The 26,259-nt window shown below is 69.1% G+C and carries 22 protein-coding genes; 21 read left to right on the top strand and 1 reads right to left on the bottom strand.

The features are described from left to right. Positions 1–15 precede the first annotated feature (15 nt). From alaS to AC25Y0_RS04135, 8 genes are read left to right on the top strand one after another with little or no spacing between them, the layout of a single operon-like run. Entirely contained in the window at positions 16–2,676 is a 2,661-nt protein-coding gene (alaS, locus tag AC25Y0_RS04170) for an alanine--tRNA ligase (protein ID WP_488123127.1), read from the top strand. Then, positions 2,670–3,137: a Holliday junction resolvase RuvX gene (ruvX, locus tag AC25Y0_RS04165; RefSeq protein WP_488123428.1), complete on the top strand. Its 468-nt coding sequence runs from the start codon at positions 2,670–2,672 to the stop codon at positions 3,135–3,137. The genes alaS and ruvX overlap by 7 nt, the downstream gene beginning before the upstream one ends. Continuing rightward, positions 3,138–4,817, top strand: a complete 1,680-nt coding sequence (gene mltG, locus AC25Y0_RS04160; RefSeq protein WP_488134231.1) for an endolytic transglycosylase MltG — start codon at positions 3,138–3,140, stop codon at positions 4,815–4,817. It begins immediately after the preceding gene. Continuing rightward, a complete protein-coding gene (locus tag AC25Y0_RS04155) occupies positions 4,787–5,650 on the top strand; it encodes a shikimate dehydrogenase (protein ID WP_488134230.1) in 864 nt (287 codons plus the stop codon). The genes mltG and AC25Y0_RS04155 overlap by 31 nt, the downstream gene beginning before the upstream one ends. A 4-nt stretch (positions 5,651–5,654) precedes the next feature. Continuing rightward, the gene (aroC, locus tag AC25Y0_RS04150; RefSeq protein WP_488123124.1) at positions 5,655–6,884 is read left to right on the top strand and encodes a chorismate synthase; all 1,230 of its coding nucleotides are present in this window, start codon (positions 5,655–5,657) and stop codon (positions 6,882–6,884) included. Then, positions 6,868–7,392, top strand: a complete 525-nt coding sequence (locus AC25Y0_RS04145; RefSeq protein WP_488123123.1) for a shikimate kinase — start codon at positions 6,868–6,870, stop codon at positions 7,390–7,392. Before aroC ends, AC25Y0_RS04145 begins: the two co-directional genes overlap by 17 nt. Further along, positions 7,389–8,465, top strand: a complete 1,077-nt coding sequence (gene aroB, locus AC25Y0_RS04140; protein WP_488123122.1) for a 3-dehydroquinate synthase — start codon at positions 7,389–7,391, stop codon at positions 8,463–8,465. The genes AC25Y0_RS04145 and aroB overlap by 4 nt, the downstream gene beginning before the upstream one ends. A gap of 39 nt (positions 8,466–8,504) precedes the next feature. Further along, on the top strand, positions 8,505–9,404 hold the full coding sequence (locus AC25Y0_RS04135; protein ID WP_488123121.1) for a VOC family protein: 900 nt from the start codon (positions 8,505–8,507) through the stop codon (positions 9,402–9,404). Between the two features lie 9 nt (positions 9,405–9,413). Here AC25Y0_RS04135 and AC25Y0_RS04130 read toward each other — a convergent pair whose 3' ends face one another. Next, on the bottom strand, positions 9,414–10,046 hold the full coding sequence (locus AC25Y0_RS04130; protein WP_488123120.1) for an AAA family ATPase: 633 nt from the start codon (positions 10,044–10,046) through the stop codon (positions 9,414–9,416). Between the two features lie 172 nt (positions 10,047–10,218). On the opposite strand from AC25Y0_RS04130, the gene aroQ reads away from it, so the two are divergent. From aroQ to gmk, 13 genes are all read left to right on the top strand, one after another. Beyond that, positions 10,219–10,659 (top strand): type II 3-dehydroquinate dehydratase, encoded by a 441-nt coding sequence (gene aroQ / locus AC25Y0_RS04125; RefSeq protein WP_488123119.1) that lies wholly within the window; start codon positions 10,219–10,221, stop codon positions 10,657–10,659. Between the two features lie 126 nt (positions 10,660–10,785). Further along, positions 10,786–11,346: an elongation factor P gene (gene efp / locus AC25Y0_RS04120; protein WP_488123118.1), complete on the top strand. Its 561-nt coding sequence runs from the start codon at positions 10,786–10,788 to the stop codon at positions 11,344–11,346. 3 nt (positions 11,347–11,349) lie between these two features. Next, positions 11,350–11,760 (top strand): transcription antitermination factor NusB, encoded by a 411-nt coding sequence (nusB, locus tag AC25Y0_RS04115; protein WP_488134229.1) that lies wholly within the window; start codon positions 11,350–11,352, stop codon positions 11,758–11,760. A gap of 10 nt (positions 11,761–11,770) precedes the next feature. Beyond that, positions 11,771–15,010, top strand: coding sequence for a DEAD/DEAH box helicase (locus AC25Y0_RS04110; RefSeq protein ID WP_488134228.1), 3,240 nt, complete (start codon positions 11,771–11,773; stop codon positions 15,008–15,010). Positions 15,011–15,058: 48 nt separating this feature from the next. Beyond that, positions 15,059–16,618 (top strand): Rieske 2Fe-2S domain-containing protein, encoded by a 1,560-nt coding sequence (locus AC25Y0_RS04105; protein ID WP_488123115.1) that lies wholly within the window; start codon positions 15,059–15,061, stop codon positions 16,616–16,618. 114 nt (positions 16,619–16,732) lie between these two features. Then, positions 16,733–17,278 carry a bifunctional pyr operon transcriptional regulator/uracil phosphoribosyltransferase PyrR gene (pyrR, locus tag AC25Y0_RS04100; RefSeq protein WP_488123114.1) on the top strand — a complete coding sequence of 182 codons (546 nt, stop codon included), beginning with the start codon at positions 16,733–16,735 and terminating at the stop codon, positions 17,276–17,278. Then, positions 17,275–18,240 (top strand): aspartate carbamoyltransferase catalytic subunit, encoded by a 966-nt coding sequence (locus tag AC25Y0_RS04095; RefSeq protein WP_488134227.1) that lies wholly within the window; start codon positions 17,275–17,277, stop codon positions 18,238–18,240. Before pyrR ends, AC25Y0_RS04095 begins: the two co-directional genes overlap by 4 nt. Next, entirely contained in the window at positions 18,237–19,547 is a 1,311-nt protein-coding gene (locus AC25Y0_RS04090; RefSeq protein ID WP_488123112.1) for a dihydroorotase, read from the top strand. Before AC25Y0_RS04095 ends, AC25Y0_RS04090 begins: the two co-directional genes overlap by 4 nt. Next, complete coding sequence (locus tag AC25Y0_RS04085) at positions 19,544–20,053, top strand: PH-like domain-containing protein (protein WP_488123111.1); 510 nt, start codon at positions 19,544–19,546, stop codon at positions 20,051–20,053. Before AC25Y0_RS04090 ends, AC25Y0_RS04085 begins: the two co-directional genes overlap by 4 nt. After that, positions 20,050–21,225: a glutamine-hydrolyzing carbamoyl-phosphate synthase small subunit gene (gene carA / locus AC25Y0_RS04080; protein WP_488123110.1), complete on the top strand. Its 1,176-nt coding sequence runs from the start codon at positions 20,050–20,052 to the stop codon at positions 21,223–21,225. Before AC25Y0_RS04085 ends, carA begins: the two co-directional genes overlap by 4 nt. Beyond that, positions 21,218–24,505, top strand: a complete 3,288-nt coding sequence (gene carB, locus AC25Y0_RS04075; RefSeq protein ID WP_488123109.1) for a carbamoyl-phosphate synthase large subunit — start codon at positions 21,218–21,220, stop codon at positions 24,503–24,505. Before carA ends, carB begins: the two co-directional genes overlap by 8 nt. Then, complete coding sequence (pyrF, locus tag AC25Y0_RS04070) at positions 24,502–25,362, top strand: orotidine-5'-phosphate decarboxylase (RefSeq protein ID WP_488123108.1); 861 nt, start codon at positions 24,502–24,504, stop codon at positions 25,360–25,362. Before carB ends, pyrF begins: the two co-directional genes overlap by 4 nt. Next, complete coding sequence (gmk, locus tag AC25Y0_RS04065) at positions 25,355–26,254, top strand: guanylate kinase (protein ID WP_488123107.1); 900 nt, start codon at positions 25,355–25,357, stop codon at positions 26,252–26,254. The genes pyrF and gmk overlap by 8 nt, the downstream gene beginning before the upstream one ends. Positions 26,255–26,259: the final 5 nt, after the last annotated feature.

Below are 26,259 nucleotides of genomic sequence, written 5' to 3'. Positions count from 1 at the left end.
GAGGAGCCATCACGCATGAAGACCGCCGAGATCGCCCAGCGCTTCCTCGACTACTTCGAGAAGCAGGACCACGTCATCGTGCCGTCCGCCTCTCTCGTCACCGACGACCCCGCTCTGCTGTTCACCGTCGCAGGCATGGTGCCGTTCATCCCGTACCTGTCCGGTGATGTTCCGGCCCCGTACAAGCGCGCCGCCGATGTGCAGAAGTGCCTGCGCACCCTCGACATCGAAGAAGTCGGACACACACCGCGCCACGGCACGTTCTTCCAGATGCTCGGCAACTGGTCGTTCGGTGACTACTTCAAAGAAGACGCGATCCGCTTCGCCTGGGGTCTGCTCACGACGCCTGAAGAAGACGGCGGGCTCGGCTTCGATCCGAAGGACCTCTGGGTCACGGTCTACGAAGACGACGACGAGGCACACGAGCTGTGGCGGCGCCTGAGCGACCTGCCCGACGAGCGCATCCAGCGCCTGGGCAAGGACACGAACTACTGGTCGACGGGTCTGCCAGGACCGGCGGGTCCGTGCTCGGAGATCTTCTTCGACCGTGGTCCCGAGTACGGCATCGACGGCGGTCCCGCGACCGACGACGACCGTTACGTCGAGATCTGGAACCTCGTGTTCATGCAGTACGAGATCGCCAACGTGCAGTCCAAGTACGACTTCGACATCGTCGGCGAGCTGCCGAACAAGAACATCGACACCGGCATGGGGCTCGAGCGCGTCGCCTTCATCAAGCAGGGCGTCGACAACATGTACGAGACCGACCAGGTGCGTCCCGTCCTCGACAAGGCCGTCGAGCTGTCGGGCCGCGAGTACGGCGCCGTCCACGAGGACGACGTGCGTTTCCGCGTCGTCGCCGACCACGTGCGCTCGTCGCTCATGCTGCTCTCGGACGGTGTGACGCCGTCCAACGACGGTCGCGGTTACATCCTCCGCCGCCTCATGCGCCGTGCCATCCGTTCGATGCGCCTGCTGGGGGTCGACGGGCCGACGTTCCGCGAACTGTTCGCGGCGTCGCGCGACGCCATGAAGACGACGTACCCCGTCGTCGAGACCGACTATGCGCGCATCGAACAGTACGCACTGGCCGAAGAGGCCACGTTCCTGCGCACGCTCGCAGCGGGCGAGGCGATCCTCGATGATTCCCTCGTCGCGACGAAGGATGCCGGGGGCACGACGATCGCCGGTGCCGAGGCGTTCCTGCTGCACGACACGTACGGCTTCCCGATCGACCTGACGCTCGAGGTCGCGCAAGAGGCCGGCCTCACGGTCGACCGCGACGCGTTCGACGCGCTCATGCTCGAACAGCGCACACGCGCCAAGGCCGACGCGCGTTCGCGCAAGCGCCAGCTCGCGGATACGAGCGTGTACCGCGATCTGCGCGCGCAGGGCGAGACCGTCTTCACGGGATTCACCGATCTCGAGACCGAATCGACCGTGCTCGGCATCCTCGTCGACGGCGTCTCGGTCAACAGCGCTCCGAGCGGGCAGATCGCCGAGGTCATCCTGGCCGAGACGGCGCTCTACGCCGAGTCGGGCGGTCAGGTCGCCGACAAGGGCATCATCGTCGGGCCCGGCTACGAACTCGAGGTGCTCGACGTGCAGCGCCCCGTCGCGGGTCTGATCAGCCACACCGTGCAGGTCACGACCGGTGAGGTCGGCGTCGGCCAGCCGGCGACGACCGTCGTCGACGCGGCGAACCGCCGCGCCGCGCAGCAGGCGCACTCGGCGACGCACCTCATCCATGCCGCGCTGCGCGACACGCTCGGCTCGTCGGCGACGCAGTCGGGCTCGCTCAACCGCGCCGGCTACATGCGGTTCGACTTCTCGTGGGGCCAGGCGCTGTCCGAGGCGACGAAGAGCGAGATCGAAGAGATCGCCAACAACGCCGTGCGCGACAACCTCGAGGTCACGACGCGGGTGCTCCCGCTCGACGAGGCGAAGGCGCTCGGCGCGCAGGCACTGTTCGGTGAGAAGTACGGCGATGTCGTGCGCATGGTCGACATCGGCGGCCCCTGGTCGCGCGAACTCTGCGGCGGCACGCACGTCGGGCGCAGCGCCGAGATCGGCCTCATCAACCTTGTGGGGGAGTCCTCGGTCGGCGCGTCCAACCGTCGGGTCGAAGCCCTCGTGGGCCTCGACGCGTTCCGGTCGCTGGCCGCCGAGCGCGCGCTCGTGTCGCAGCTGACGACATCGCTCAAGACTCCGCGTGAGCAGCTCCCTGCGCGTATCGCCGAGCTCACGGCGAGCCTCAAGGCCGCCGAGAAGAAGATTGCGGCGTACGAGGCCAAGGCCCTCGCCGAACGTGCTCCCGCGCTGGCGAACGACGCGGTCCGCGTCGGTCCGTACCGAGTCGTCGCGAGCGCAGTCGGAACGGCGGCATCCGGTGACGACCTGCGCACGCTCGCCCTGCAGGTGCGCGACCGGCTCGGCTCAGAACCCGCCGTCGTCGCCCTCGGCGCGACGGTGGGCGACCGCCCTGTCGTCATCGTCGCGACGAACGACGCCGCGCGCACGGCGGGCGGCAAGGCGGGCGTGCTCGCCAAGCTCGCCGCCGGTGTGCTCGGCGGCGGCGGTGGCGGGCGTGACGACGTCGCTCAGGGTGGCGGCGCGGATGCCGCGGCTCTGCCGGCCGCCCTGTCGGCGATCACGACGGCGCTCGAGGCCTGGTGAGCTTCCGTCGCGGCGTGCGACTGGGTGTCGACGTCGGCCGGGCACGGATCGGCGTCGCTCGATGCGATCCCGACGGGCTGCTCGCGACGCCCGTCGAAACCGTGCCGCGCGATGACGTCTCCGTGGCGCGCATCGCGGCGCTCGCGCAGGAGTACGACGTGCTCGAGGTGCTCGTGGGGCTGCCGCTCAACATGCGCGGCGAGGACACGCCCTCGACGACCGACGCGAGGGAGTTCGCGGCGGCCGTATCGGCGGCATCCGATCGGCCCGTGCGCCTCATCGACGAGCGTCTCTCGACCGTGTCAGCTCACGCCGCTCTGCGCGATTCCGGGCGTTCTCAGCGTTCTTCTCGTAGCATTGTGGATCAGGTCGCGGCGGTCGTCCTTCTGCAACAGGCTCTCGACGTTGAGAAGAGCACGGGTCGCCCGGCTGGTACCCCCGTCGCCCAGGAGCCCGCCTGAATGCCCGATCCCACACCCGCTGATCCCTTCGCGGACCTCTTCGGCCAGCTGCCGGACCCGAGTTCGCGCGAGATCCGCGACGACCCCGCCCCGCGCCCCGCGCCGACGGGGCCTGCCGTGTCCGGATCGGATGCACCGCCCCTGAGCCGCCGAGAGGCGCGCGAGGCAGCCCTCCGCGCCGCCGCGGCGAAGAACGCCGAGAACACGCGCGACGCCGTCCCTCCGGCACCTTCGCAGCCCACAGCCGAGCGCGCACCCGAACCCGCTCCCGAGGCGCCCCCGCGCTCAGCCACCCCGCCGGCACCCGAGCGCACGTCCGGGTCGACTGCCGAGTACGCGCCGCCGCGCTCGGCTGCACCGCCGACTGCCGCGCGCGACGCGAGCGAGCGGCCGAGCAGTCCCGCCCCGGCTCTGGCGGTCAGCGACGCCGTCGGCCCCGCTTACGCGCGATCCGGCGCCGGACTGACATCCGTCCTCGACGACACAGAAGCGCCCGCGCCCGCGCCACGACCGACATCGCCCGGACTCGAGGACCTCTTCTCGGGCAAGAGCACGACCGACGAGATCGGCACGCACCCCCACCCGCGCGAAAAGCGCCGGCGCCGCACCGCCGGCTGGATCGCGTTCGGCGTCATCGTCGCCATCCTCGGTGGCATCGCGGGGGGCGGCTGGTACGTCTGGTCGACCTATGAAGACCGCATCCGCGCGTTCATGGCGTGGGAGGAGCCGAAGGACTATGAAGCAGGGCTCGCGAACGGCGAGGCACTGCTGACGATCGTCTCCGGCGACACGGGCTACTCGATCTCGCCCAAGCTGCATGACGCCGGCATCACGAAGACGCCGAACGCCTTCTACGACTACCTGATCGCCGAGGGGATCGACCCGCCCTTCCAGCCGGGCGTCTTCAAGCTGCAGAAGCAGATGACCTCGGCCGCGGCGCTCGCGGCCATTCTCGAGCCCGGCAACAAGCTCGAGAACATGGCGCAGCTGCGCGAAGGTCTCACGGTCGACCAGTCGCTGCCGATCCTCGCCGATGTCATCGGGATCCCGCTCGAGGAATTCCAGGCCGCCGTGGCCAACCCCGCCGATTACGGCGTCAGCGCGTCGACCCTCGAAGGATGGCTCTTCCCCGCGACGTACCAGTTCAACCCCGGGGTGACGGCACCGGAAGTGATCGCGACGCTCGTGAACCGCACGGTCGAGTCCCTGGATGCGGCTGCTGTGCCCGTCGAGGACCGTCAGCGGATCCTCACCATCGCCTCGATCATCCAGCGCGAAGCCCGATACGAGGCCGATATGCAGAAGGTCTCGACGGTCATCAAGAACCGGATGGACCCGAACAATCAGGAGACCTTCGGGCTCTTGCAGATGGACTCGACGGCGCAGTACGGCTACGGCGAGATGCACGCCGGCTCGGCGAGCACGTCTGAACAGGCCCAGTACGACGACAACCCCTGGAACACGTACGTCCACGCGGGTCTTCCCGTCGGACCGATCGCCAATCCGGGTGACGTCGCGATCAAGGCCGCGATGAATCCCGCCGAGGGTCCCTGGCTGTACTTCGTCACGGTCAACCTGAACACCGGCGAGACGGTCTTCACCGAGACGTACAACGAGCATCTGCGATACGTCGATCAGATGGTCGCGTGGTGCCGCGACAATCCGGACTCGGGGTGCTGACCACCTCGAACCGGCTCGCGGTGTGGGGGGATCCGATCGACCACAGCCGATCGCCGCGCCTGCACGCCGCCGCCTACGCCGCCCTCGGGCTCGACTGGCGCTATGAAAGGCGCCGCGTCACGGAGGCGGAGTTCGCGACGGCGCTCATCGAGCTCGACGAATCGTGGCGCGGGCTCTCGGTGACCTACCCCCTCAAGGGAGCTGCGTACGCGGCATCCGTCGTGCGTGACGCCCGGGCCGAGGCGACACGTGCCGTCAACACGCTGCTGCTGACCGACGACGGCCTGCACGGGTACAACACCGATATCGGCGGCCTCGTCGCCTCGCTGCGCGAAGAGGGCGTCACCTCCGCCGCCCACGGCCGCATCGTCGGCGCAGGTGCCACGGCGACGTCGGCCCTCGTCGCCCTCGCCGAACTCGGCGCCTCATCAGCCGAGATCGTCGCCCGGCGACCCGAAGCGATCGCTCCGCTCGCCGCCCTCGGTGAGACGCTCGGTGTCACGGTGGGCGCGGCGTCGTTCGACGCGCCGTCATTCGCCCCGGTCGATGTGACCATCGCCGCCCTGCCGGGCGACGCCCCCGTGCCGGATGCCGCGGCCCGACCCCTCGCCGCGAGCGGCGGCGTGCTGCTCGACGTCGTCTACGGGCAGTGGCCGACGATCCTCGGGGCAGCGTGGCAGCAGGCCGGCCACCGCGCGACATCGGGGCTCGGGATGCTGCTTCACCAGGCTCTCCTGCAGGTGCGGATCTTCGTCGCGGGCGACCCCGAGATCCCCCTCGCAGCCGAGTCCGACGTGCTGTCCGCGATGCGCCGGGCGGTCATGGGAGACTAGAGCAATGCTCCGCGTGCTCACGGCCGGCGAATCCCACGGTCCCGAACTCGTTGCCATCATGGAGGGACTTCCCTCCGGCATCCCCGTCTCCCGCGCCGCGATCCAGGCCGATCTGGCCCGCCGCAAGCTCGGCTATGGACGCGGCTCGCGCATGAAGTTCGAAGAAGACGAACTCTCGATCTCGTCGGGGGTCGTGCACGGGCTCACTCTGGGGAGCCCGATCGCCCTTCGCATCGGCAACACCGAGTGGCCCAAGTGGAGCGAGGTCATGAGTGCCGAGCCGGTCGAGCTGACCGACCGTTCACGCGGACGCGGCGCGACCCTGACCCGCCCCCGGCCCGGTCACGCCGACCTCGTCGGCATGCAGAAGTACGGATTCGACGAGGCCCGCCCCATCCTCGAGCGCGCGAGCGCACGTGAGACGGCGGCACGCGTCGCGCTCGGCGCCCTCGCCCGGGCGTTCCTGTCCGAGCTCGGCATCGCACTCGTGTCGCACACCCTGTCGATCGGTCCCGTGCAGTCGCCCGCGGATGCACCGCTTCCGACCCCCGCCGATGTCGAGGCACTCGATGCCGACCCGCTGCGGTGCTTCGACGCGGCGACGAGCGCCGCGATGGTCGCCGAGGTCGATGCCGCTCGCAAGGACGGCGACACCCTCGGGGGGATCGTCGAGGTGCTCGCGTACGGGCTTCCGCCCGGGCTCGGCTCGCACGTGCATTGGGACCGCCGCCTCGACGCGAAGCTCGCCGAAGCGCTCATGTCGATCCAGGCGATCAAGGGTGTCGAGGTCGGCGACGGCTTCGAGACGACTCGGCGCCGCGGCTCTGCCGCGCACGATGAGCTCTTCGTGACCGATGACGGCATCGCACGGTCGTCGGACAAGGCCGGTGGCACCGAGGGTGGCATGTCGACGGGCACGGTCCTGCGCGTGCGGGCCGGGATGAAGCCCATCGCGACCGTGCCGCGTGCGCTGCGCACCGTCGACATCGCCTCGGGCGAGGCGGCGTCCGCGCACCACCAGCGCTCGGATGTGTGCGCCGTGCCGGCCGCGGGAGTCGTCGCCGAAGCGATGACGGCGATCGTGCTCGCCGGTGCCGTGCTCGAGAAGTTCGGCGGGGACAGCGTCGCCGAGACCAAGCGCAATCTCGAGGGCTACCTGGCGGCGCTTCCCACCACGCTGCGCACGACCGACACGAGCGACCCCGGTCTCGCTCAGCATGACGTCGCGCTCTGACGCGATCGTCTTGATCGGCCCTATGGGCGCCGGCAAGACGAGCATCGGACGCAAGGTCGCCAAGGCTACGGGTCGCGCATTCTTCGACAGCGACATCGCGGTCGCGCGCGACCACGGTCCGATCGAGCAGATCTTCGCCGAGCACGGCGAGTCGCATTTCCGCGCTCTCGAGCGCGACGCCGTGCGCGCAGGGCTCGAAGCCGGCGGCATCGTCTCGCTCGGCGGGGGAGCGGTGCTCGATCCCGCGACGCGGGAGGCCCTCGCGGAGCACCGCGTCGTGCTGCTCACGGTCGAGCCGCACGTCGTGCCAGCCCGCGTGAAGGACTCGGTGCGTCCCCTCCTGCAGGACGGCGACGCACTGGAGCGGTGGAGCGCGATCTATCGCGAGCGTCGCCCCCTGTACGACCAACTCGCGGATGTCACCTTCGACACGTCGCACGGCCCGCTCCAGCAGGTCGTCGATGCCGTCGTCGAGTGGGTGCACCGCACCGACGAGGAGACGCCATGACCGACACGACCCGCATCACCGTCACGGGCCAGAGCGACTACGCGATCACTGTGGGCCGCGGCATCCTGCCGTCCCTCGCCGAACAGCTGCCCGACGCCGCACGCAAGGTGCTCATCGTGCACCCGCCGACGCTTGCGGTGCAGGCCGAGGCGCTGCGGGATTCGCTCCTCGGTGACCGCGAGGTGCTGCTCGCCGAGATCCCCGACGCCGAGGCCGGCAAGCGCATCGAGGTCGCAGCGTTCTGCTGGCAGGTCATGGGCAAGGCCGATTTCAGCCGCACCGACGTCGTCGTGGGCTTCGGAGGAGGCGCCGTCACGGATCTCGCCGGCTTCGTCGCCGCGACGTGGCTGCGCGGCATCGAGGTCGTGCAGGTGCCCACCACCGTGCTGGGCATGGTCGACGCCGCCGTGGGCGGCAAGACCGGCGTCAACACCGCCGAGGGCAAGAACCTCGTGGGAGCATTCTGGCCACCCGCATCCGTCGTCTGCGACCTCGACCTGCTCGATTCGCTGTCGCGCAATGAGACCGTCGCGGGATACGCCGAGGTCGTCAAGGCCGGCTTCATCTGGGCGCCCGAGATCCTCGATCTCATCGAGGCAGACCCCGAGAAGGCCGTCGACCCGCACAGCGACGCGTTCCGCCGCACGATCGAACTCGCGATCGACATGAAGGCGCGCGTCGTGAGCGAGGACTTCCGCGAAGAGGGACTGCGCGAGATCCTCAACTACGGCCACACCCTTGGCCACGCGATCGAGCACGCGGAGCGCTACCGGTGGCGCCACGGCGCCGCGATCTCGGTCGGCATGGTCTTCGCCGCCGAGTTGTCCCGTCTGGCGGGGCGGCTCTCCGACGACGCGGCGCAGCGGCACCGCAGCATCCTGGATCTTCTGGGCCTTCCGACGACATACCGCGCGGGGGCGTGGCCGCAGCTGAAGGCGTCGATGCAGCGCGACAAGAAGAGCCGGGGCGGCATGCTGCGCTTCATCGTGCTCGATGAGATCGCCCGCCCCACCGTCCTGCGGGCCCCGGACGAATCGCTGCTGTTCGCGGCGTACCAAGAGGTCGCAGGCTGACCTCTTGCGCGACGCTTCGCGCAGGCGAAGAGTGGCGGGATGCAGAAGATCGTCCCCAACATCTGGTGTGATCGAACCGCGACGGAGGCTGCTGCGTTCTACACGCGGATCTTCCCGAAGGCGACGAGCGAAGTGACGTTGCGCTACCCGACGGAGGGTCTCCCGAAGTTCCAGAAGGACTTCGCGGGCGACGTGCTCACGATCGATGTCGTCATCGACGGGTACCGGCTGGCGCTCATCAACGGCGACGCGACTTTCCGCCCGAATGCATCGGTGTCGTTCATGGTCAACGTCGATCCGCTGCTCTTCGACGGCGACGAAGCGGCCGCGCGCGGCGCGCTGGATGCCCTGTGGCTCGACCTCGGCACCGGCGGACGTGTGCTCATGGAGCTGGGGGAGTATTCGTTCAGCGCGCGCTACGGGTGGGTCGAAGACCGCTATGGCGTCTCGTGGCAGCTGCTGCTGACGGATCCCGCGGGCGAGCCGCGGCCGTTTCTCATCCCCTCGCTGCTGTTCGGCGGAGCGGCCCAGAACCGCGCCTCCGAAGCCGTCGAGACCTACATCTCGCTGTTCGACGGGCGGCTCGGCATGGTCGCGCCGTATCCGCACGAGACGGGCCCAGCTGCCGCGGGTGCTGTGATGTTCAGCGAGTTCCAGCTCGCCGGCCAGTGGTTCGCGGCCATGGATTCGGCCGTGCCGCAGGACTCGTCGTTCACGCCGGGTCTCTCGCTCGAGGTGCGCTGCCGCGACCAGGCCGAGATCGACCGGCTGTGGGACGCCCTGAGCGCCGTGCCCGAGGCCGAAGCGTGCGGGTGGCTCGTCGACCGGTTCGGTCTCAGCTGGCAGATCACGCCCGCTGACATGGGGGAGCGGGTGCAGGAACCCGGTGTCTATCAGCGACTGCTCGAAATGAAGAAGATCGTCATCGCCGACCTGTGACCGACGCGGCTACGCCAGCAGATGCCGGAGGTAGCGTTCGGGGGAGTCGAGATAAGACTTCCAGTGCCCCACGAGGGCGAGGTCCTCCCAGGCCGTGGGACGCATGCCCCAGGGGCCGATCTCGAGGATGCGGGCACCCGGAAGGGCGGCGAGCACGGGTGAGTGCGTCGCGCAGAGCACCTGACCGCCCTCGTCGGCGATGCGGCGCAGCGTTGCGATGAGCGTGAGCGTCGACGTGAAGGACAGCGCGGCCTCGGGCTCGTCGAGGCAGTAGAACGCCGGCGAATCGAAGCGGGTGTCGAGCAGGGCGAGGAACGACTCGCCGTGACTCATCTCGTGAAAGGCCGGGTCCGGCCCGCCCGGGTTGTCTTCGAGGTACGAGTAGAACGAGTGCATCGTTTCGGCGCGCAGGAAGAACCCCCAGCGGCTGGCACCGACCCCGCGCTGCAGGCGCAGCCAATCCGACAGCGGCGACTCGCTCGATCGGGTCGTGTGGCGGGCGTTCGTCGAGCCGCCCTCGGGAGACATGCCGTACGCCAGCGCGATGCCCTCGAGGATCGTCGACTTGCCCGAGCCGTTCTCGCCGACGAGGAAGGTGATTCCCGGATCGAGCCGCAAGCCGTCTTCGAGCAACTGTCTCACCGCAGGGATGCCACCGGGCCAGGTGGCAGGAGCCGAGACGTCTTCCCGGGCGCTGACCGCGACGACAGGGGGTTGCTTTCGGAGCACGGCACCAGTCTTCCAGGGTGCGCGCCGTGCCGAGTTCGCGGCACGATGGGCCAACCGTGCGGGCGCGGATCGGTAGGGTGATCGCGTGACCGAACGCCGACTGCTGCTCGTCAACGGGCCGAATCTCAACTTGCTCGGCACCCGCGAACCCGACGTGTACGGCGCGAGCACGCTCTCCGATGTCGAGGCGATCACGACCGAAGCCGCGGCCGCACGGGGCTTCGACGTGCGGGCTGTGCAGAGCAACCACGAAGGCGTCCTGATCGACGCGATCCACGACGCCCGCCACGACTGCGCCGGCATCGTCATCAACCCCGGCGGCCTGACGCACACTTCGATCGTGCTGCGCGACGCGCTGGCCGGCGTCGGTCTTCCCGTCGCAGAGGTCCACATCTCGAACGTGCTCGAACGCGAGCCCTTCCGACACCGCTCGTACGTCGCCGATGTCGCGGCCGTGCACGTGGTGGGTGAGGGTGTTCCCGGCTACGCGAAAGCCGTCGGCATGCTCGTCGATCTCATCACCTGACCGACCGCGCGGCGGCACGCCACCGCGCGCCCGACCCGACGACGCCGTCGAATCGGAGAACTGGTGCTTCGTGCCATCCCGTAGACTCGAGCGTCGGCTTCCCACACGATCGGACTGAATCACCTCATGGCATCGACCGCAGACATCAAGAACGGCGTCGTCCTGAACATCGACGGCCAGCTCTGGAGCGTCGTCGAGTTCCAGCACGTCAAGCCCGGCAAGGGCGGCGCGTTCGTGCGGACGAAGATGAAGAACGTCGTCACCGGCAAGACGATCGACAAGACGTACAACGCCGGCACCAAGATCGACATCGAGAACGTCGATCGTCGCGACTTCACCTACCTGTACAACGACGGTGAAGGCTTCGTCTTCATGGATGTCGCTGACTACGACCAGCTGACCGTTCCCGCTGCGACCGTCGGCGACGCCAAGAACTTCCTGCTCGAGAACCAGCAGGTCACGATCGCGCTCAACAACGGCAACCCGCTCTACGTCGATCTGCCGGCATCCGTTGTGCTCGAAGTCACCTACACCGAGCCGGGCCTGCAGGGCGACCGCTCGTCGGCGGGCACGAAGCCCGCGACCGTCGAGACCGGTTACGAAGTGCAGGTGCCGCTGTTCCTCGAAACGGGCACGAAGATCAAGGTCGACACGCGCACCGGCGAATACCTCGGTCGCGAGAAGTAAGGCGTGAGCGCTCGTTCCAAGGCGCGCAAGCGCGCGCTCGACATCCTTTTCCAGGCCGACGTCCGCGGTGACGAACTGCAGACCGTCCTCGCCGCAGAAGCGAAGCGCGCGGCAAGCGAACCGGCCCGCGCAACGTCATGGCTGTACGCCCGCGAGATCATCGACGGCGTCATCGACAACCGGGACGCCATCGACGAGCAGATCACGACGTTCGCGAAGGACTGGAGCCTCGCACGCATGCCCGCCGTCGACCGCGCCGTGCTGCGCATCGCCGTGTGGGAGATCCTCTACAACGACGAGGTCCCGCCCGCCGTCGCGATCGATGAGGCGGTCGAACTCGCGAAGGAGTTCTCGACCGACGAGGCGGGGTCGTTCGTGAACGGGGTTCTGGGCCGGATCGCCCGCGCCTCCTGAGCGTCATCGCGTGACCCCTCCGTCGATCGACGCGGTCCACATCCGGCGTCTCGCCGGGCCTGGCGCGTACGAACGAGGGGTCGCCTACTTCGCCGACGGGGCCGTGCAGCGGGTCACGTGGGACCCCGTCGCGTCCCTCATCGAATCCGTCGTCGCCGGGACCGGCTCGCAGGTCTATCGCTGCCGCATCCGGATCGACGTGCACCGCCCGCTCGCGCCGATCATCGCGACGACCTGCACGTGCCCCATGCAGATCGACTGCAAGCACACCGTCGCCACGATCCTCGCGAGCAACCGGTCGGCTGAGGCGGCGACCCGCGCAGAGTCGTCGTGGCGTGCGGTCCTCGCTCCGTCTGCAGAACCCACTCGCACCTCGACACGGCTCGCGCTCGGCATCGAACTGCGCCAGCGGATGCGGCGGGGATCATCGGCGTGGGCGCCTGCGCGCGTCGAGACGGCGACGCCGCGGAGCCTCCACCAGCAGGCCCCCGACGTTCTCGTCGGGCTGCGTCCGCTCGAGCAGAGCCCACGCACGAAGTCATGGATCAAGGGCACCGTGTCGTGGGACGCCTTGCGTCGCCCCATCACGACCCACGAACCCGCGCAGGCCCGGTGGTTCGCCGAGCTGCACAGCATCGGCCGCGACGTGCGCTCGTTCGGCGCCTTCTCGGACGTCTCGGAGTGGCTCACCCTCGACGACATCGCGTCCAGCCTGCTGTGGGCCCATCTCGCCGCCGCAGCCGAGCACGACATCCCTCTCGTGGCGACCAAGCCCGACCAGAGCGTCGACGTCGCTCGGGCGGCCTCCGTCGTCGTGCGTGCGGAGCGGGTGGCCGGCGCGATCGATATCCGGCCGCGCGTCACGATCGACGACGTAGAAGCGGATGCCGCGGCGCTGCGTCCCGTGGGGCGCTCGGGCATCTACCGGTTCACGGTGCACCGCGACCGCATCGCGCTGACCCTCGCGGAGCTTCCCCTGCCTGATCCCGTGCCGGCGCTTCTGGCCGCGAGATCGGCCGTGTCGGTGCCGGCGGACGAGACCGACGAATTCGTCAGCGAGCACCTCGGGCGCATCGCACGGCGCGTCACCGTCGACGCCCCCGGCATCGCGATCCCGGCGGCGGCCCGGCCGACCCTCGTCGTGGCCGTGCGCTTCTCGCCGTCGGACCGCCTCGACTACACCCTGTCGTGGCAGTACGGCCGCGGTGCGGCTCTGGCATGGGACGCCGATGCGAGCCAGGAACGCGACCCGGCGGCCGAGAGCAGCATTCGCGTCCGTGTCGAGCAGGTCTGGGCCGATGCGTCACCGGTCGACTTCTCGCCCGCCGGTTCGCTGACGGGGATCGATGCGGCGGAGTTCTCCTCGAGGGTCCTGCCGCTCCTCGAGGCCACCGACGAGGTGGACGTCGTGCTCTCCGGCGAACGCCCGCGCTATCGGGAGCTTTCCGGGGATCCGCGCATCGAGATCACGACCGTCGAGACGACCGACACCGACTGGTTCGATCTCGGCATCGTCGTGAAGATCGACGGGCGTCACATCCCGTTCGGCACCCTGTTCAGCGCGATGTCGCGGGGGCGCAAGAAGCTTCTGCTGAGTGACGGCGCCTACTTCTCGCTGACGCATCCGGCGCTTCACCGCCTGCGCGACCTGATCGACGAAGCCGGAGAACTCGATGAATGGCAGACGGCGCCGCGCATCAGCCGGTACCAGACGGATCTCTGGGCCGATTTCGAAGACGTCGCCGACGAGGCGGTGCCCGCCACGGCCTGGCGCGCCGCCGCCGAGGGACTGCGCGATGCCGACGGCGTTGCGCCCACGCCCCTTCCTCGCGGGTTGACCGCCGATCTGCGGCCCTATCAGCGCACTGGCTTCGATTGGCTCGCCTTCCTGTGGCAGCACCGACTCGGCGGCATCCTCGCCGACGACATGGGTCTCGGCAAGACGCTGCAGATGCTCGCGCTCCTCGCGCACGTGCGGGAATCCGGCGAGACACGCCCGTTCCTCGTCGTGGCACCGACATCGGTGCTGTCGACGTGGCGCGATGAAGCCGCACGGTTCACCCCCGACCTGCGGGTACACGTCGTCGGCGCGCGGGGGAGCGAGGTGGCCGATGTCGCCTCCTCAGCCGACGTCATCGTGACGTCGTACACCCTGCTGCGACTGGACGCGGAGGCGTTCACCGCCATCGATTGGGCGGGTCTCGTGCTCGACGAGGCGCAGTTCGTCAAGAACAGCCAGACCAAGACGCACCGTGTCGCGAAGGAGCTGCGCGCCGACGTCACCTTCGCGATCACGGGCACGCCGCTCGAGAACAGCCTCACCGAACTGTGGGCGCTCCTCTCTCTCGCGGCGCCGGGGCTGTTCGCCTCGGCACGACGGTTCCGCGACGAGTACATCGCGCCCATCGAGAAGGGCAAGATCCCGAGCACGCAAGAGGGCGGCGAGTACCGTGCCCGCCGCCTCACGCGCCTGCGCCGACGGATCCGCCCGCTCGTGCTGCGCCGCACGAAGGAGCTCGTGGCGCCCGAACTGCCGCCCAAGCAGGAGCAGGAGCTGCGGATCGAGCTCAACGCAGCGCATCGCGCGCTGTACGACACGGTGCTGCAGCGCGAACGTCAGAAGGTGCTCGGACTGCTCGACGACCTCGATCGCAACCGGTTCATCGTGTTCCGCTCGCTGACGCTGCTGCGCATGCTGAGCCTGGCCCCCGGGCTCGTCGATCCGGCGCACGCGCACATCGTGCCGAGCAAGCTCACCGCCCTGTTCGAACGGCTCGACGAGGCGGTGGCCGAGGGCCATCGCATCCTGGTGTTCAGCCAGTTCACGTCGTTCCTGCGTCTGGTCGCACAGCGGCTCGAAGAGCGCGGCGTCGCGTTCGCCTACCTCGACGGGTCGACGCGCGATCGCGACGCGGCCGTCGCGCACTTCCGGCAGGGCGGCGCGCCGGTGTTCCTGATCAGCCTCAAGGCGGGCGGATTCGGGCTGACCCTCACCGAGGCCGACGATGTGTTCCTGCTCGACCCGTGGTGGAACCCCGCCGCCGAGACGCAGGCCGTCGACCGTGCGCACCGCATCGGCCAGGACCGCAGCGTCATGGTCTACCGCCTCATCTCCAACGGCACGATCGAAGAGAAGGTCATGGCGCTGCAACAGCGCAAGGCGCGCCTGTTCCGCTCGGTCATGGACGATGACGGCCTGTTCGGCCAGACACTCGGCGCGGACGACATCCGCGCGCTCTTCGCGGAGTGAGGCGGCGGGCCTCGCCTAGACTCAGAGGCTCATACGGGAGGGATTTCCATGCGCATCACGGGGCTCGGACACGCCGGAATGTTCATCGAGACGGCGGGCGGAACCATCCTCTGCGACCCGGTCATCGGCCCCAGCTTCTTCGGATCGTGGTTCCCCTTTCCCGATAACCGGGGCCTCGACTGGGAGAAGTTCGGCAAAGCCGACTTCCTCTACATCTCGCACCGGCACCGCGACCATTTCGACCCGGCGCTGCTCGAGCGCTACGTGCCGAAGGACATCGCCGTCCTCCTGCCGGAGTACCCGACCGACGACCTCGAAGTCGACCTCATCAAGCTCGGCTACGAGAACATCGTCTACACGCAGGCCGGCGTGCCTCTGCACTACGGCGACCTGACGCTCATGGTGACCCCCCTGCGTGCCCCGAGCGACGGGCCCATCGGCGACTCCTCGCTCTCGGTCGACGACGGCACGGCGTCGATCCTGAACCAGAACGACTCGCACCCCCTCGACCTCGAGACGCTGCTGACCTTCTCGAAGCCCGACGCGTACTTCACGCAGGTGTCCGGCGCGATCTGGTGGCCCATGGTCTACGACCTGCCGCAGGACGCCAAGCAGAACTTCGCGAAGCTCAAGCGCGACGCACAGAACAAACGGGCCATGTACTACATCGAGAAGGTCGACGCGGCGCATGTCTTCCCTATGGCCGGACCGCCGATGTTCTTGCGCGAAGAGCTGTTCCGCTACAACGGCTACGGCACCGAGGACGACTCGATCTTCACGGATCAGCGTCAGTTCCTCGCGCACATGCGCGAGCTGCGACCCGAGCAGAAGGGCTACGAGTTCGTCCCGGGCACGCAGGTCGATCTGAACCACGGCGAGATCTCCGTGACGCAGACGCTGTACACCGACGCCGAGATCGACCGCATGTTCGACGACAAGTGGGCCTACCTCGCCGAGCAGCGCGACAGTCGGCAGGACGAGGTCGCAGCCGAAGAGGCGACCCGTGCCGCCGTGCTGCCCCCCGCCGAGATGCTCGCCGCGATCAAGGAGTGGTGGGAGCCGCTCCTGCGCCGCGCCCGTACGATCCGGAACGGCGTGGGCGGGGCCGTGCGCTTTCGGATCGGCGAGCTCGACATGGTCGTGGACTTCCCTAAGGCCAAGGTGCGCGAGTACGCCGGCGAGGACTGCGTCTACTGGTACACGATTCCCGCAGACCTCGTCTCGACGAACATCGCCGACCACGAGATCGACTGGTCGAACTCGATCTTCCTCTCGATGCAGTTCGAGGTCGGACGCAGCGGTAAGTTCAACGAGTTCCTGACGACCTTCCTCAAGTGCCTGTCGCGCGATCGCATCGAGTACGTCGAGAACTGGTACGCCGAGCAGAGCGACCAGACCGAGGATGCGCAGCTGGGCGACTGGGTCGTGCAGCGCCGGTGCCCGCACCTGCGTGCCGACCTCACCAAGACGGGCAAGATCGAGGACGGCGTGCTCACGTGCTCGCTGCACGATTGGAAGTGGGATCTCGCCAGCGGAAAGTGCCTGACGACGCAGGGTCACCCGATCCGCGCCCGCGAGGCCGAGGAGGCGCCCGCGCCCGGGCGTTGACTCACCGCGCGGGGGTGAAGCGGGCGAGCACGCGAGCCCCCACGACCCCCTAGACTGTCGGAAGAAACAAGCAACCTTTAACCCCGTCCTGTGAGGCGGAGAAGGGAGCGGCGGATGAGCACGCGCACCGAGCTGCCCCGCGTCGTCCTGCACAGCGCCGATATCGCCCGTGCACTGACTCGGATCTCCCACGAGATCCTCGAGTCCAACAAGGGCCCCCAGGATCTCGTGATCCTCGGAATCCCCACCCGTGGCGTCACCCTGGCCAGCCGCATCGGCGGTCTGCTGTCGGAGTTCAGCGGCACATCGATTCCGACCGGCGCGCTCGATGTCACGATGTACCGCGACGACCTGCACCGCAATCCCACCCGCACGCCCCAGCCGACGCAGATCCCGGCCGGAGGCATCGACGGCAAGGTCGTCGTGCTCGTGGACGACGTGCTCTTCTCGGGTCGCAGCATCCGCGCCGCCCTCGATGCACTGCAGCACATCGGTCGTCCCTCGGTCGTGCGCCTCGCCGCCCTCATCGACCGCGGTCACCGCGAACTGCCCATCCGGCCCGACTTCGTCGGCAAGAATCTGCCGAGCGCGCGCGACGAGCGCGTCAATGTGCGCCTGGCGGAGACCGACGGCACCGACGAGGTGACGATCGAATCATGAGGCACCTGCTCGACACCAAGAACCTGTCTCGCGAGGACGCGCTGCAGATCCTCGACGTCGCCGAGGACATGGCCGACACCCAGCGCCGCGAAGTGAAGAAGCTGCCGACGCTGCGCGGCAAGACCGTCGTCAACCTCTTCTTCGAGGACTCCACCCGCACCCGCATCTCGTTCGAGGCTGCAGCCAAGCGGCTGTCGGCCGACGTCATCAACTTCGCCGCCAAGGGGTCGAGCGTGTCGAAGGGGGAGTCGCTGCAGGACACGGCGCAGACCCTGCAGGCCCTGGGCGCCGACGCCGTCGTCATCCGCCACGGAGCCTCGGGCGCTCCGCGCACCCTCGCGACGAGCGGCTGGATCACGGCCGGTGTCGTCAACGCCGGCGACGGCACGCACGAGCACCCGACGCAGGCCCTCCTCGACGCCTTCACGATCCGCAAGCGCCGCTTCGGCGACGACAGCCGCGGTCGCGACCTCGAGGGCCTGTCGGTCACGATCGTCGGCGACGTGCTGCACTCGCGCGTCGCGCGGTCCAACGTGTGGCTGCTGGACACCCTCGGCGCCGATGTGACGCTCGTCGCGCCCCCCACCCTCGTTCCGCAGGATGCGTCGCAGTGGCCTGCGAGGATCCTTTACGACATCGATGAAGCCATCGCTGCGGGTCCGGACGCGCTCATGATGCTGCGCATCCAGCTCGAGCGTATGAACGCCGCCTATTTTCCCACTGAACGGGAGTATTCACGCCGATGGGGCCTGGACGCACGGCGCCTGGCCGCGCTTCCGGCCGGTAGCATTGTCCTGCACCCCGGACCCATGAACCGAGGGCTGGAGATCTCCGCCGAAGCCGCCGATTCGCCGCGCTCGACGGTGCTCGAGCAGGTCACCAACGGCGTCTCAGTCCGAATGGCCGCGCTCTACCTGCTGCTGGCGGGCGAGCGACCCGAACGAGAGCAGAGCACGCGATGACTGAGACGTTCCTCATCCGAGGCGCCCGCCTCGAGGGCGGCCCCGCCGCAGACATCCTCGTCGAGGACGGCGTCCTCACGCAGGTCGGCTCGAGCCTGTCCCGTGCCGGAGCGACCGTCGTGGACGCCGACGGGCTCATCGCCCTGCCTGGCCTGGTCGACCTGCACACGCACCTGCGCGAGCCCGGCTACGAGGCATCCGAGACGATTCTCACGGGATCGCGCGCGGCCGCGGCCGGAGGCTTCACGGCGGTCTTCGCGATGCCCAACACCTCACCCGTCGCGGACACCGCCGGCGTCGTCGAGCAAGAACTTGCCCTCGGCGAAGCGGCCGGATTCGTCACGGTGCAGCCGATCGGCGCCGTCACGGTCGGGCAGAAGGGCGAGCGTCTCGCCGAACTCGGCGCGATGGCCGACTCCCGGGCGCGTGTGCGCGTCTTCAGCGACGACGGCTTCTGCGTGTGGGATCCGCTGATCATGCGGCGTGCCCTCGAGTACGTCAAGGCATTCGACGGCGTCATCGCACAGCACGCCCAGGACCCGCGCCTCACCGAGGGCGCCCAGATGAACGAGGGCGCCGTCTCGGCCGAGCTCGGTCTGGCCGGCTGGCCGGCCGTGGCCGAGGAGTCGATCATCGCGCGTGATGTGCTCCTGGCCGAACACGTCGGCTCCCGCCTGCACGTGTGCCACCTGTCCACGGCCGGATCGGTCGACATCATCCGCTGGGCCAAGAAGCGCGGCGTCGATGTGACAGCCGAAGTCACACCGCACCACCTGCTGCTCACCGATGAACTCGTGCGCGACTACGACGCCCGGTTCAAGGTGAACCCGCCGCTGCGCCGTGAAGAAGACGTCCGCGCCGTGCGCGAGGGCCTCGCCGACGGCACGATCGACATCGTCGCCACCGACCATGCACCGCACCCGGCCGAAGCGAAGGCGTGCGAGTGGCAGGCCGCCGCGAACGGCATGGTCGGGCTCGAGAGCGCGCTGCGCGTCGTGCAGCACACGATGATCGACACGGGGATGCTGGTCTGGAGCGACGTGGCCCGCATCATGTCGCGCGAACCGGCGCGGATCGGCCGGCTGGCGGGCCATGGCACACCGCTCGCGCCCGGCTACGCGGCATCGCTCACGCTGATCGATCCCGCGCCCGTCCGCACCTTCTCGAAGGACGACCTGCACGGACGCAGCGTCAACTCGCCCTACCTCGGGCGCGACCTCCCCGGCGAGGTGCGCTGGACGCTGTACCGCGGCACGCCGACGGTCGTCGACGGGGTCGTGCTGGACCGGCCGGGGGAGCGCGCATGACCCGCGAAGGAGCCGTCGCCGTCATGATCGGCGTCGCGGTCCTCATCCTCGCGCTCGCGGCCTTCGCGTGGTGGCGACGAACGCGCCGCGACTCGGGACTGTCCGCGCCTGTGAGCGAAGCCCCCGCCGGCGCCGAGACGATGAGCGAGTTTCCCTCGCTGTACGTCGCGACGACGAAACACGGCGAGCCGCTGGAGCGCCTGGCGATCCGCGGGCTCGCGTTCCGCTCGCGCGCCGATGTCACGGTGACCAGCGCCGGCATCGCGCTCGATCTGACCGGCAAGCCCCGCGTGTTCGTGGGCGCCGACCGCATCGATCGCGTCACGCAGGCCACGGTGACGATCGACCGCGTCGTCGAGCGCGACGGGCTCGTCCGCCTCACGTGGCGCCTCGACGACGGCACCGTCGTCGACTCCTACCTCCGACCTCAGGACGCATCGGCCAGAGCCCTCGCCGATGCGATCTCGAGCATCCTCACCCCGACCCAGACGGGAAGCGACGCATGACCTTCTTCTCCACCGACCCCGCGGTGCTCGTCCTCGAAGACGGCACCCGCTACACCGGGCGCGCCTACGGCGCGCGCGGCACGACCCTCGGCGAAGTCGTCTTCGCCACCGGCATGACCGGATACCAGGAAACCCTCACCGATCCGTCGTACGCGGGTCAGATCGTGATGCAGACCGCGCCCCACATCGGCAACACCGGCGTCAACGCCGAAGACGTCGAGTCGCACCGCATCTGGGTCTCCGGCTACATCGTGCGCGACCCCTCTCGCGTCGTGTCGAACTGGCGGGCCGACGGCTCGCTCGACGACGCGCTCGTGCGCGAGGGCGTCGTCGGAATCAGCGGCATCGACACACGTGCCGTGACCCGGCACATCCGCTCGGCGGGCAGCATGCGAGGAGGGATCTTCTCGGGCGAAGCCTCCGGCATCGACCCCGACGAGCAGCTGCGCCTCGTCAACGAAGCACCGCCGATGGCGGGCCAGAACCTCTCGGCCGCCGTGTCGGTCGACGCCGCGCGCGTGACCCCGGCGACAGGGGAGCGGATCGGCAATCTCGCCGTGCTCGACCTGGGCGTGAAGCAGGCGACGATCGACAACCTGGCCGCCCGCGGCTTCGACGTGCACGTCCTGCCGCAGAGCGTCACGATCGACGAGATCCGCGCGATCCGCCCCGTCGCGGTGTTCTACTCCAACGGGCCGGGCGACCCCGCGGCATCCGACCATCACGTGTCGCTCCTGCGCGCCGTGCTCGATGACCGCCTGCCGTTCTTCGGGATCTGCTTCGGCAATCAGCTACTCGGCCGCGCACTCGGGCTCGGCACCTACAAGCTGCCCTTCGGCCACCGCGGCATCAACCAGCCGGTGCTGGACAAGCAGACCGGGCGCGTCGAGATCACGGCGCACAACCACGGTTTCGCCGTCGAGGCACCCCTCGAGGGCGAGTTCGACAGCCCGAACGGCTACGGCCGGGTCGAGGTGAGCCACGTCGGCCTCAACGACCGGGTCGTCGAAGGACTGCGCGCGCTCGACATCCCCGCCTTCTCGGTGCAGTACCACCCCGAAGCGACCGCGGGTCCGCACGATGCCAACTACCTCTTCGATCGGTTCCGTGACCTCGTGGTCACGACCCTTCAGTCGGACGCAGGTCAGGGACTTAAGGAGAACAATGCCTAAGCGCGACGACATCAAGAGCGTCCTCGTCATCGGCTCCGGGCCGATCGTCATCGGCCAGGCGTGCGAATTCGACTACTCGGGCACCCAGGCGTGCCGCGTCCTGCGTGAGGAGGGCGTGCGCGTCATCCTCGTCAACTCGAACCCGGCCACGATCATGACCGATCCGGACTTCGCCGACGCGACGTACATCGAGCCCATCACGTGGCAGGTCATCGAGACGATCATCGCCAAGGAGCGCCCCGACGCGATTCTGCCGACCCTCGGCGGCCAGACGGCGCTCAACGCCGCGATCGAGCTGCACAACCACGGCATCCTCGAGAAGTACGACATCGAGCTCATCGGAGCGAACTTCGAGGCGATCAACAAGGGCGAGGACCGCCAGATCTTCAAGGAGCTCGTGCTCGAAGCCGGCGCCGACGTCGCGGCCTCGGTCATCTGCCACTCGATGGACGACCTGCTCGCCGGCGCCGAGAAGCTCGGGTACCCGCTCGTCGTGCGCCCGTCGTTCACGATGGGCGGCCTCGGTTCGGGCTTCGCGTATGACGAAGAGGACCTCCGCCGCATCGGCGGCGCGGGCCTGCACGACTCGCCCACCAACGAGGTGCTGCTCGAGGAATCGATCCTCGGGTGGAAGGAGTACGAGCTCGAGCTCATGCGCGACACGTCCGACAACACGGTCGTCGTCTGCTCGATCGAGAACGTCGACCCCGTCGGCGTGCACACGGGTGACTCGATCACCGTCGCCCCGGCGCTCACTCTGACCGACCGCGAGTACCAGAAGCTGCGCGACATCGGCATCGACATCATCCGCGCCGTGGGCGTGGACACCGGCGGCTGCAACATCCAGTTCGCGATCGACCCTGCGACGGGGCGCATCATCGTCATCGAGATGAACCCGCGCGTCTCGCGCTCGTCGGCGCTGGCTTCCAAGGCCACGGGCTTCCCGATCGCGAAGATCGCGGCGAAGCTAGCGATCGGCTACCGGCTCGATGAGATCCCCAACGACATCACCAAGGTGACGCCGTCGAGCTTCGAGCCGACCCTGGACTACGTCGTCGTGAAGGTGCCGCGGTTCAACTTCGAGAAGTTCCCCGCCGCCGACACGACCCTCACGACGACCATGAAGTCCGTCGGCGAGGCCATGGCGATCGGACGCAACTACGCGACGGCACTGCAGAAGGCGCTGCGCTCGCTCGAGAAGCGCGGCTCGAGCTTCCACTGGGGGCCCGAAGACCGCTCCGTCGACGAGCTGCTCGAGATCTCGAAGACGCCGACCGATGGCCGCATCGTCGTACTGCAGCAGGCGCTGCGCAAGGGTGCGACGGTCGAGCAGGCCTTCGAGGCGACGAAGATCGACCCGTGGTTCCTCGACCAGATGGTGCTCATCAACGAGGTCGCCGACTTCGTGCGGCACGCACCCGAACTGGATGCCGCGACCCTGCGTCTGGCGAAGGAGCACGGTTTCAGCGATGCACAGCTCGCGCAGCTGCGCGGTGTGTCCGAGGCCGAGATCCGCGGCATCCGTCACGCGCTGGGCGTGCGCCCCGTGTACAAGACGGTCGACACGTGCGCGGGGGAGTTCCCGGCACTCACGCCCTACCACTACTCCAGCTACGACGCCGAGACCGAGGTCACACCGTCGGAGCGGCAGAAGGTGGTCATCATCGGGTCGGGCCCGAACCGCATCGGTCAGGGCGTCGAGTTCGACTACTCGTGCGTGCACGCGTCGTTCGCCCTGTCGGACGCCGGCTATGAGACCGTCATGGTCAATTGCAACCCCGAGACCGTGTCCACGGACTACGACACGTCGGACCGGCTCTACTTCGAGCCGCTGACGCTCGAAGACGTGCTCGAGGTGCTGCACGCCGAGTCGCAGTCGGGTGAGATCCTCGGCGTCATCTGCCAGCTCGGCGGACAGACGCCGCTGGGACTGGCCCACGGCATCGAGGACGCCGGCTACACGATCCTCGGCACGAGCCCCGCCGCGATCGACCTCGCCGAAGAACGCGAGCTGTTCTCACGTCTGCTGGACGAGGCGGGCCTGGTCGCACCGCGCAGCGGCACGGCGATCGACCCCGAGGGTGCCGTGCGCATCGCCGAAGAGATCGGCTACCCCGTGCTCGTGCGCCCGAGCTTCGTGCTCGGCGGCCGCGGCATGGAGATCGTCTACGACACCCCCGCGCTGCGCGAGTACTTCGTGCGCACGGCGGGGGAAGTGATCGTCGAAGAGGGCAAGCCCCTGCTCGTGGACCGCTTCCTCGACGACGCGATCGAGATCGACGTCGACGCGCTCTTCGACGGCACCGAGCTGTACATCGGCGGCGTCATGGAGCACCTCGAAGAGGCCGGGATCCACTCGGGCGACTCGTCGTGCACGCTGCCGCCGATTTCGCTCGGCCGCACCGATGTCGACCGCGTGCGCACGGCGACCCTCGCCATCGCGCAGGGCGTGGGCGTGCGGGGACTGCTCAACGTGCAGTTCGCGATCTCGGCGGGCGTGCTCTACGTCATCGAGGCCAACCCGCGGGCGAGTCGCACCGTGCCCTTCGTCTCGAAGGCACTCGGCATTCCGATGGCCAAGGCCGCAGCTCGCATCATGGTGGGCTCATCGATCGCCGAGCTCAAGGCCGAGGGCCTGCTGCCCGAGGCCGACGGCTCGCGCATTCCGCTGGATGCGCCCGTGTCGGTCAAGGAAGCCGTGCTGCCGTTCAAGCGGTTCCGCACGAAGGACGGCAAGATGGTCGACTCGGTACTCGGCCCGGAGATGCGCTCGACGGGCGAGGTCATGGGCATCGACCGTGACTTCCCGACGGCGTTCGCGAAGTCGCAGGCGGCGGCCTACGGCGGCATGCCGCTGGAGGGGACCGTCTTCATCTCGGTTGCCGACAGCGACAAGCGCGCCGTCATCCTGCCGGCGCACCGTCTGCAGGAGCTCGGTTACACGCTCGTGGCCACCGAGGGCACCGCCGAGATCCTCGCCCGCAACGGCATCGCCGTGAAGGTCGTCGCGAAGTACAGCGAGACCCAGGAGGGCGGAGAGACGAACATCGTCGACCTCATCAACCAGGGCGAGATCGACATCGTCGTGAACACGCCCTCGGGCGGCACGGCGCGCGCCGACGGCTACGAGATCCGCGCCGCGGCTGTGGCGGGCGACAAGGCTCTCTTCACGACGATGGCCGTGCTCGGGGCCGCCGTGAGCGGCATGTCGACGCTGCGCAAGGGCTTCGACGTGAAGAGCCTGCAGGAGTACGCCGCCGAGCGGGCAGCGCACGCGTGACACCGTTCGGCGTGCGGCTTCGCGCCGCGATCGACGCGCACGGACCGCTGTGCGTCGGCATCGACCCTCACGAGCACCTGCTCGCGGAGTGGGGGATGGATGCCGGCGCGCGCGGCCTGCGCGACTTCGGCCTGCGTGTCGTCGAGGCCGCGGCCGGCCGTGTCGGCGTCGTGAAGCCCCAGGTCGCGTTCTTCGAGCGGTGGGGGTCGGCGGGGTTCGCGGCCCTCGAGGACGTCCTCGAGGCGGCACGCGCGGCGGGCCTGCTCGTCATCGCCGACGCCAAGCGCGGCGACATCGGCTCGACGATGGCCGGCTACGCCGCCGCCTGGCTCGCACCGGGTTCCCCGCTCGAAGCGGATGCCCTCACCGTGAGCCCGTACCTCGGCCCCGAGTCGCTGCGCGAGACACTCGCGACCGCGGTGCGCGGCGGCAAGGGCGTCTTCGTCCTCGCCGCGACGAGCAATCCCGAGGCGGCGGCCCTGCAGACCGCCCTGACGGTCGATGTCGCATCGGCCGACGACCAGACCGTCGCAGCCCGCGTCGCGCGCGACATCGCGTGGGTCAACGGCTCCGCAGCGTTCTCCGGAGACCTGGGACCGGCAGGTCTCGTCATCGGGGCGACCGTCGATCGGTTCGAGTTCGGACTCACCGACGACGTGCTCGCGGGATGCCCGATCCTCGCTCCGGGCTTCGGCGCCCAAGGCGCCGAGCCCGCGCAGTTGACGTCGCTCTTCGGGGCGGTCGCTGCGAACGTCGTCGCGTCCGAGAGCCGCAGCATCCTCTCGGCGGGTCCCGACGCCCTGGCGGTGCGCATCGCCGAGCGCGCGGCGTTGTACCGTAGTGGTTCCGATGGCTGACTCACGCACTCCTCCCGACGTCGATCGCATCGCGGCATCCCGCCGTGCGGTCGCGGCGCGCCGCGAACGCGCCGCCCTCAAACACGACGTCACGACGCGCGTCATCACGCCGCAGGAGCTGCTGCGCCGCGCGCTCGCGCAGCCTGATGCCCCAGCGGGCGCGATGCGCGTGACCGAGTTCCTCACCTGCATCCCCGCGATCGGCGAAGGAAAGCGCGACCGCATCCTCGCCGAGCTCGGCATCTCGCCTGTCAAGCGTCTCGGCGGACTCGGCGCGCGCCAGCGCGCGGCGCTGCGGAGCTTCCTCGACGAGCGACGCCCCGAGCCCGAGCCCCGCAGCGGCCGCAGCCGCCTGCTCGTGCTCGCAGGCCCCACGGCGGTCGGCAAGGGCACTGTCGCCGCGCACATCAAGGAGCGCCACCCCGAGATCATGCTGTCGGTGTCGGCGACGACACGCGCGCCGCGACCCGGTGAGGTCGACGGTGAGCACTACTACTTCGTCGACGACGCCGAGTTCGATCGCATGATCGCGGCCGGAGAGCTGCTCGAGTACGCGACGGTGCACAACCGGTACCGCTACGGCACGCCGCGCGCGCCGATCGACGAGGCGCTGGCTGCGGGGCGCACGGTGCTGCTCGAGATCGACCTGCAGGGCGCGCGCCAGGTGCGCGCCGCTGAACCCGCTGCGACGCTCGTCTTCCTGCTGCCGCCGAGCTGGAACGAGCTCGTCGACCGGCTCGTCGGGCGCGGCACGGAGGGCGCCGAAGAGCGCGCCCGCCGTCTCAAGACGGCGAAGGTCGAGCTGGCCTCGCAGGACGAGTTCGACTACCGCGTCGTGAACGACGACGTCGCTCGTGCGGCGGACGAAGTGGTCGCGCTCGCGCAGGCCTGACGCGT

It is taken from the genome of Microbacterium sp. Y547 (assembly GCF_057669785.1).
Note: the sequence above shows the minus strand (reverse complement) of the source record. Positions and strands in the feature narration are given on the sequence as shown.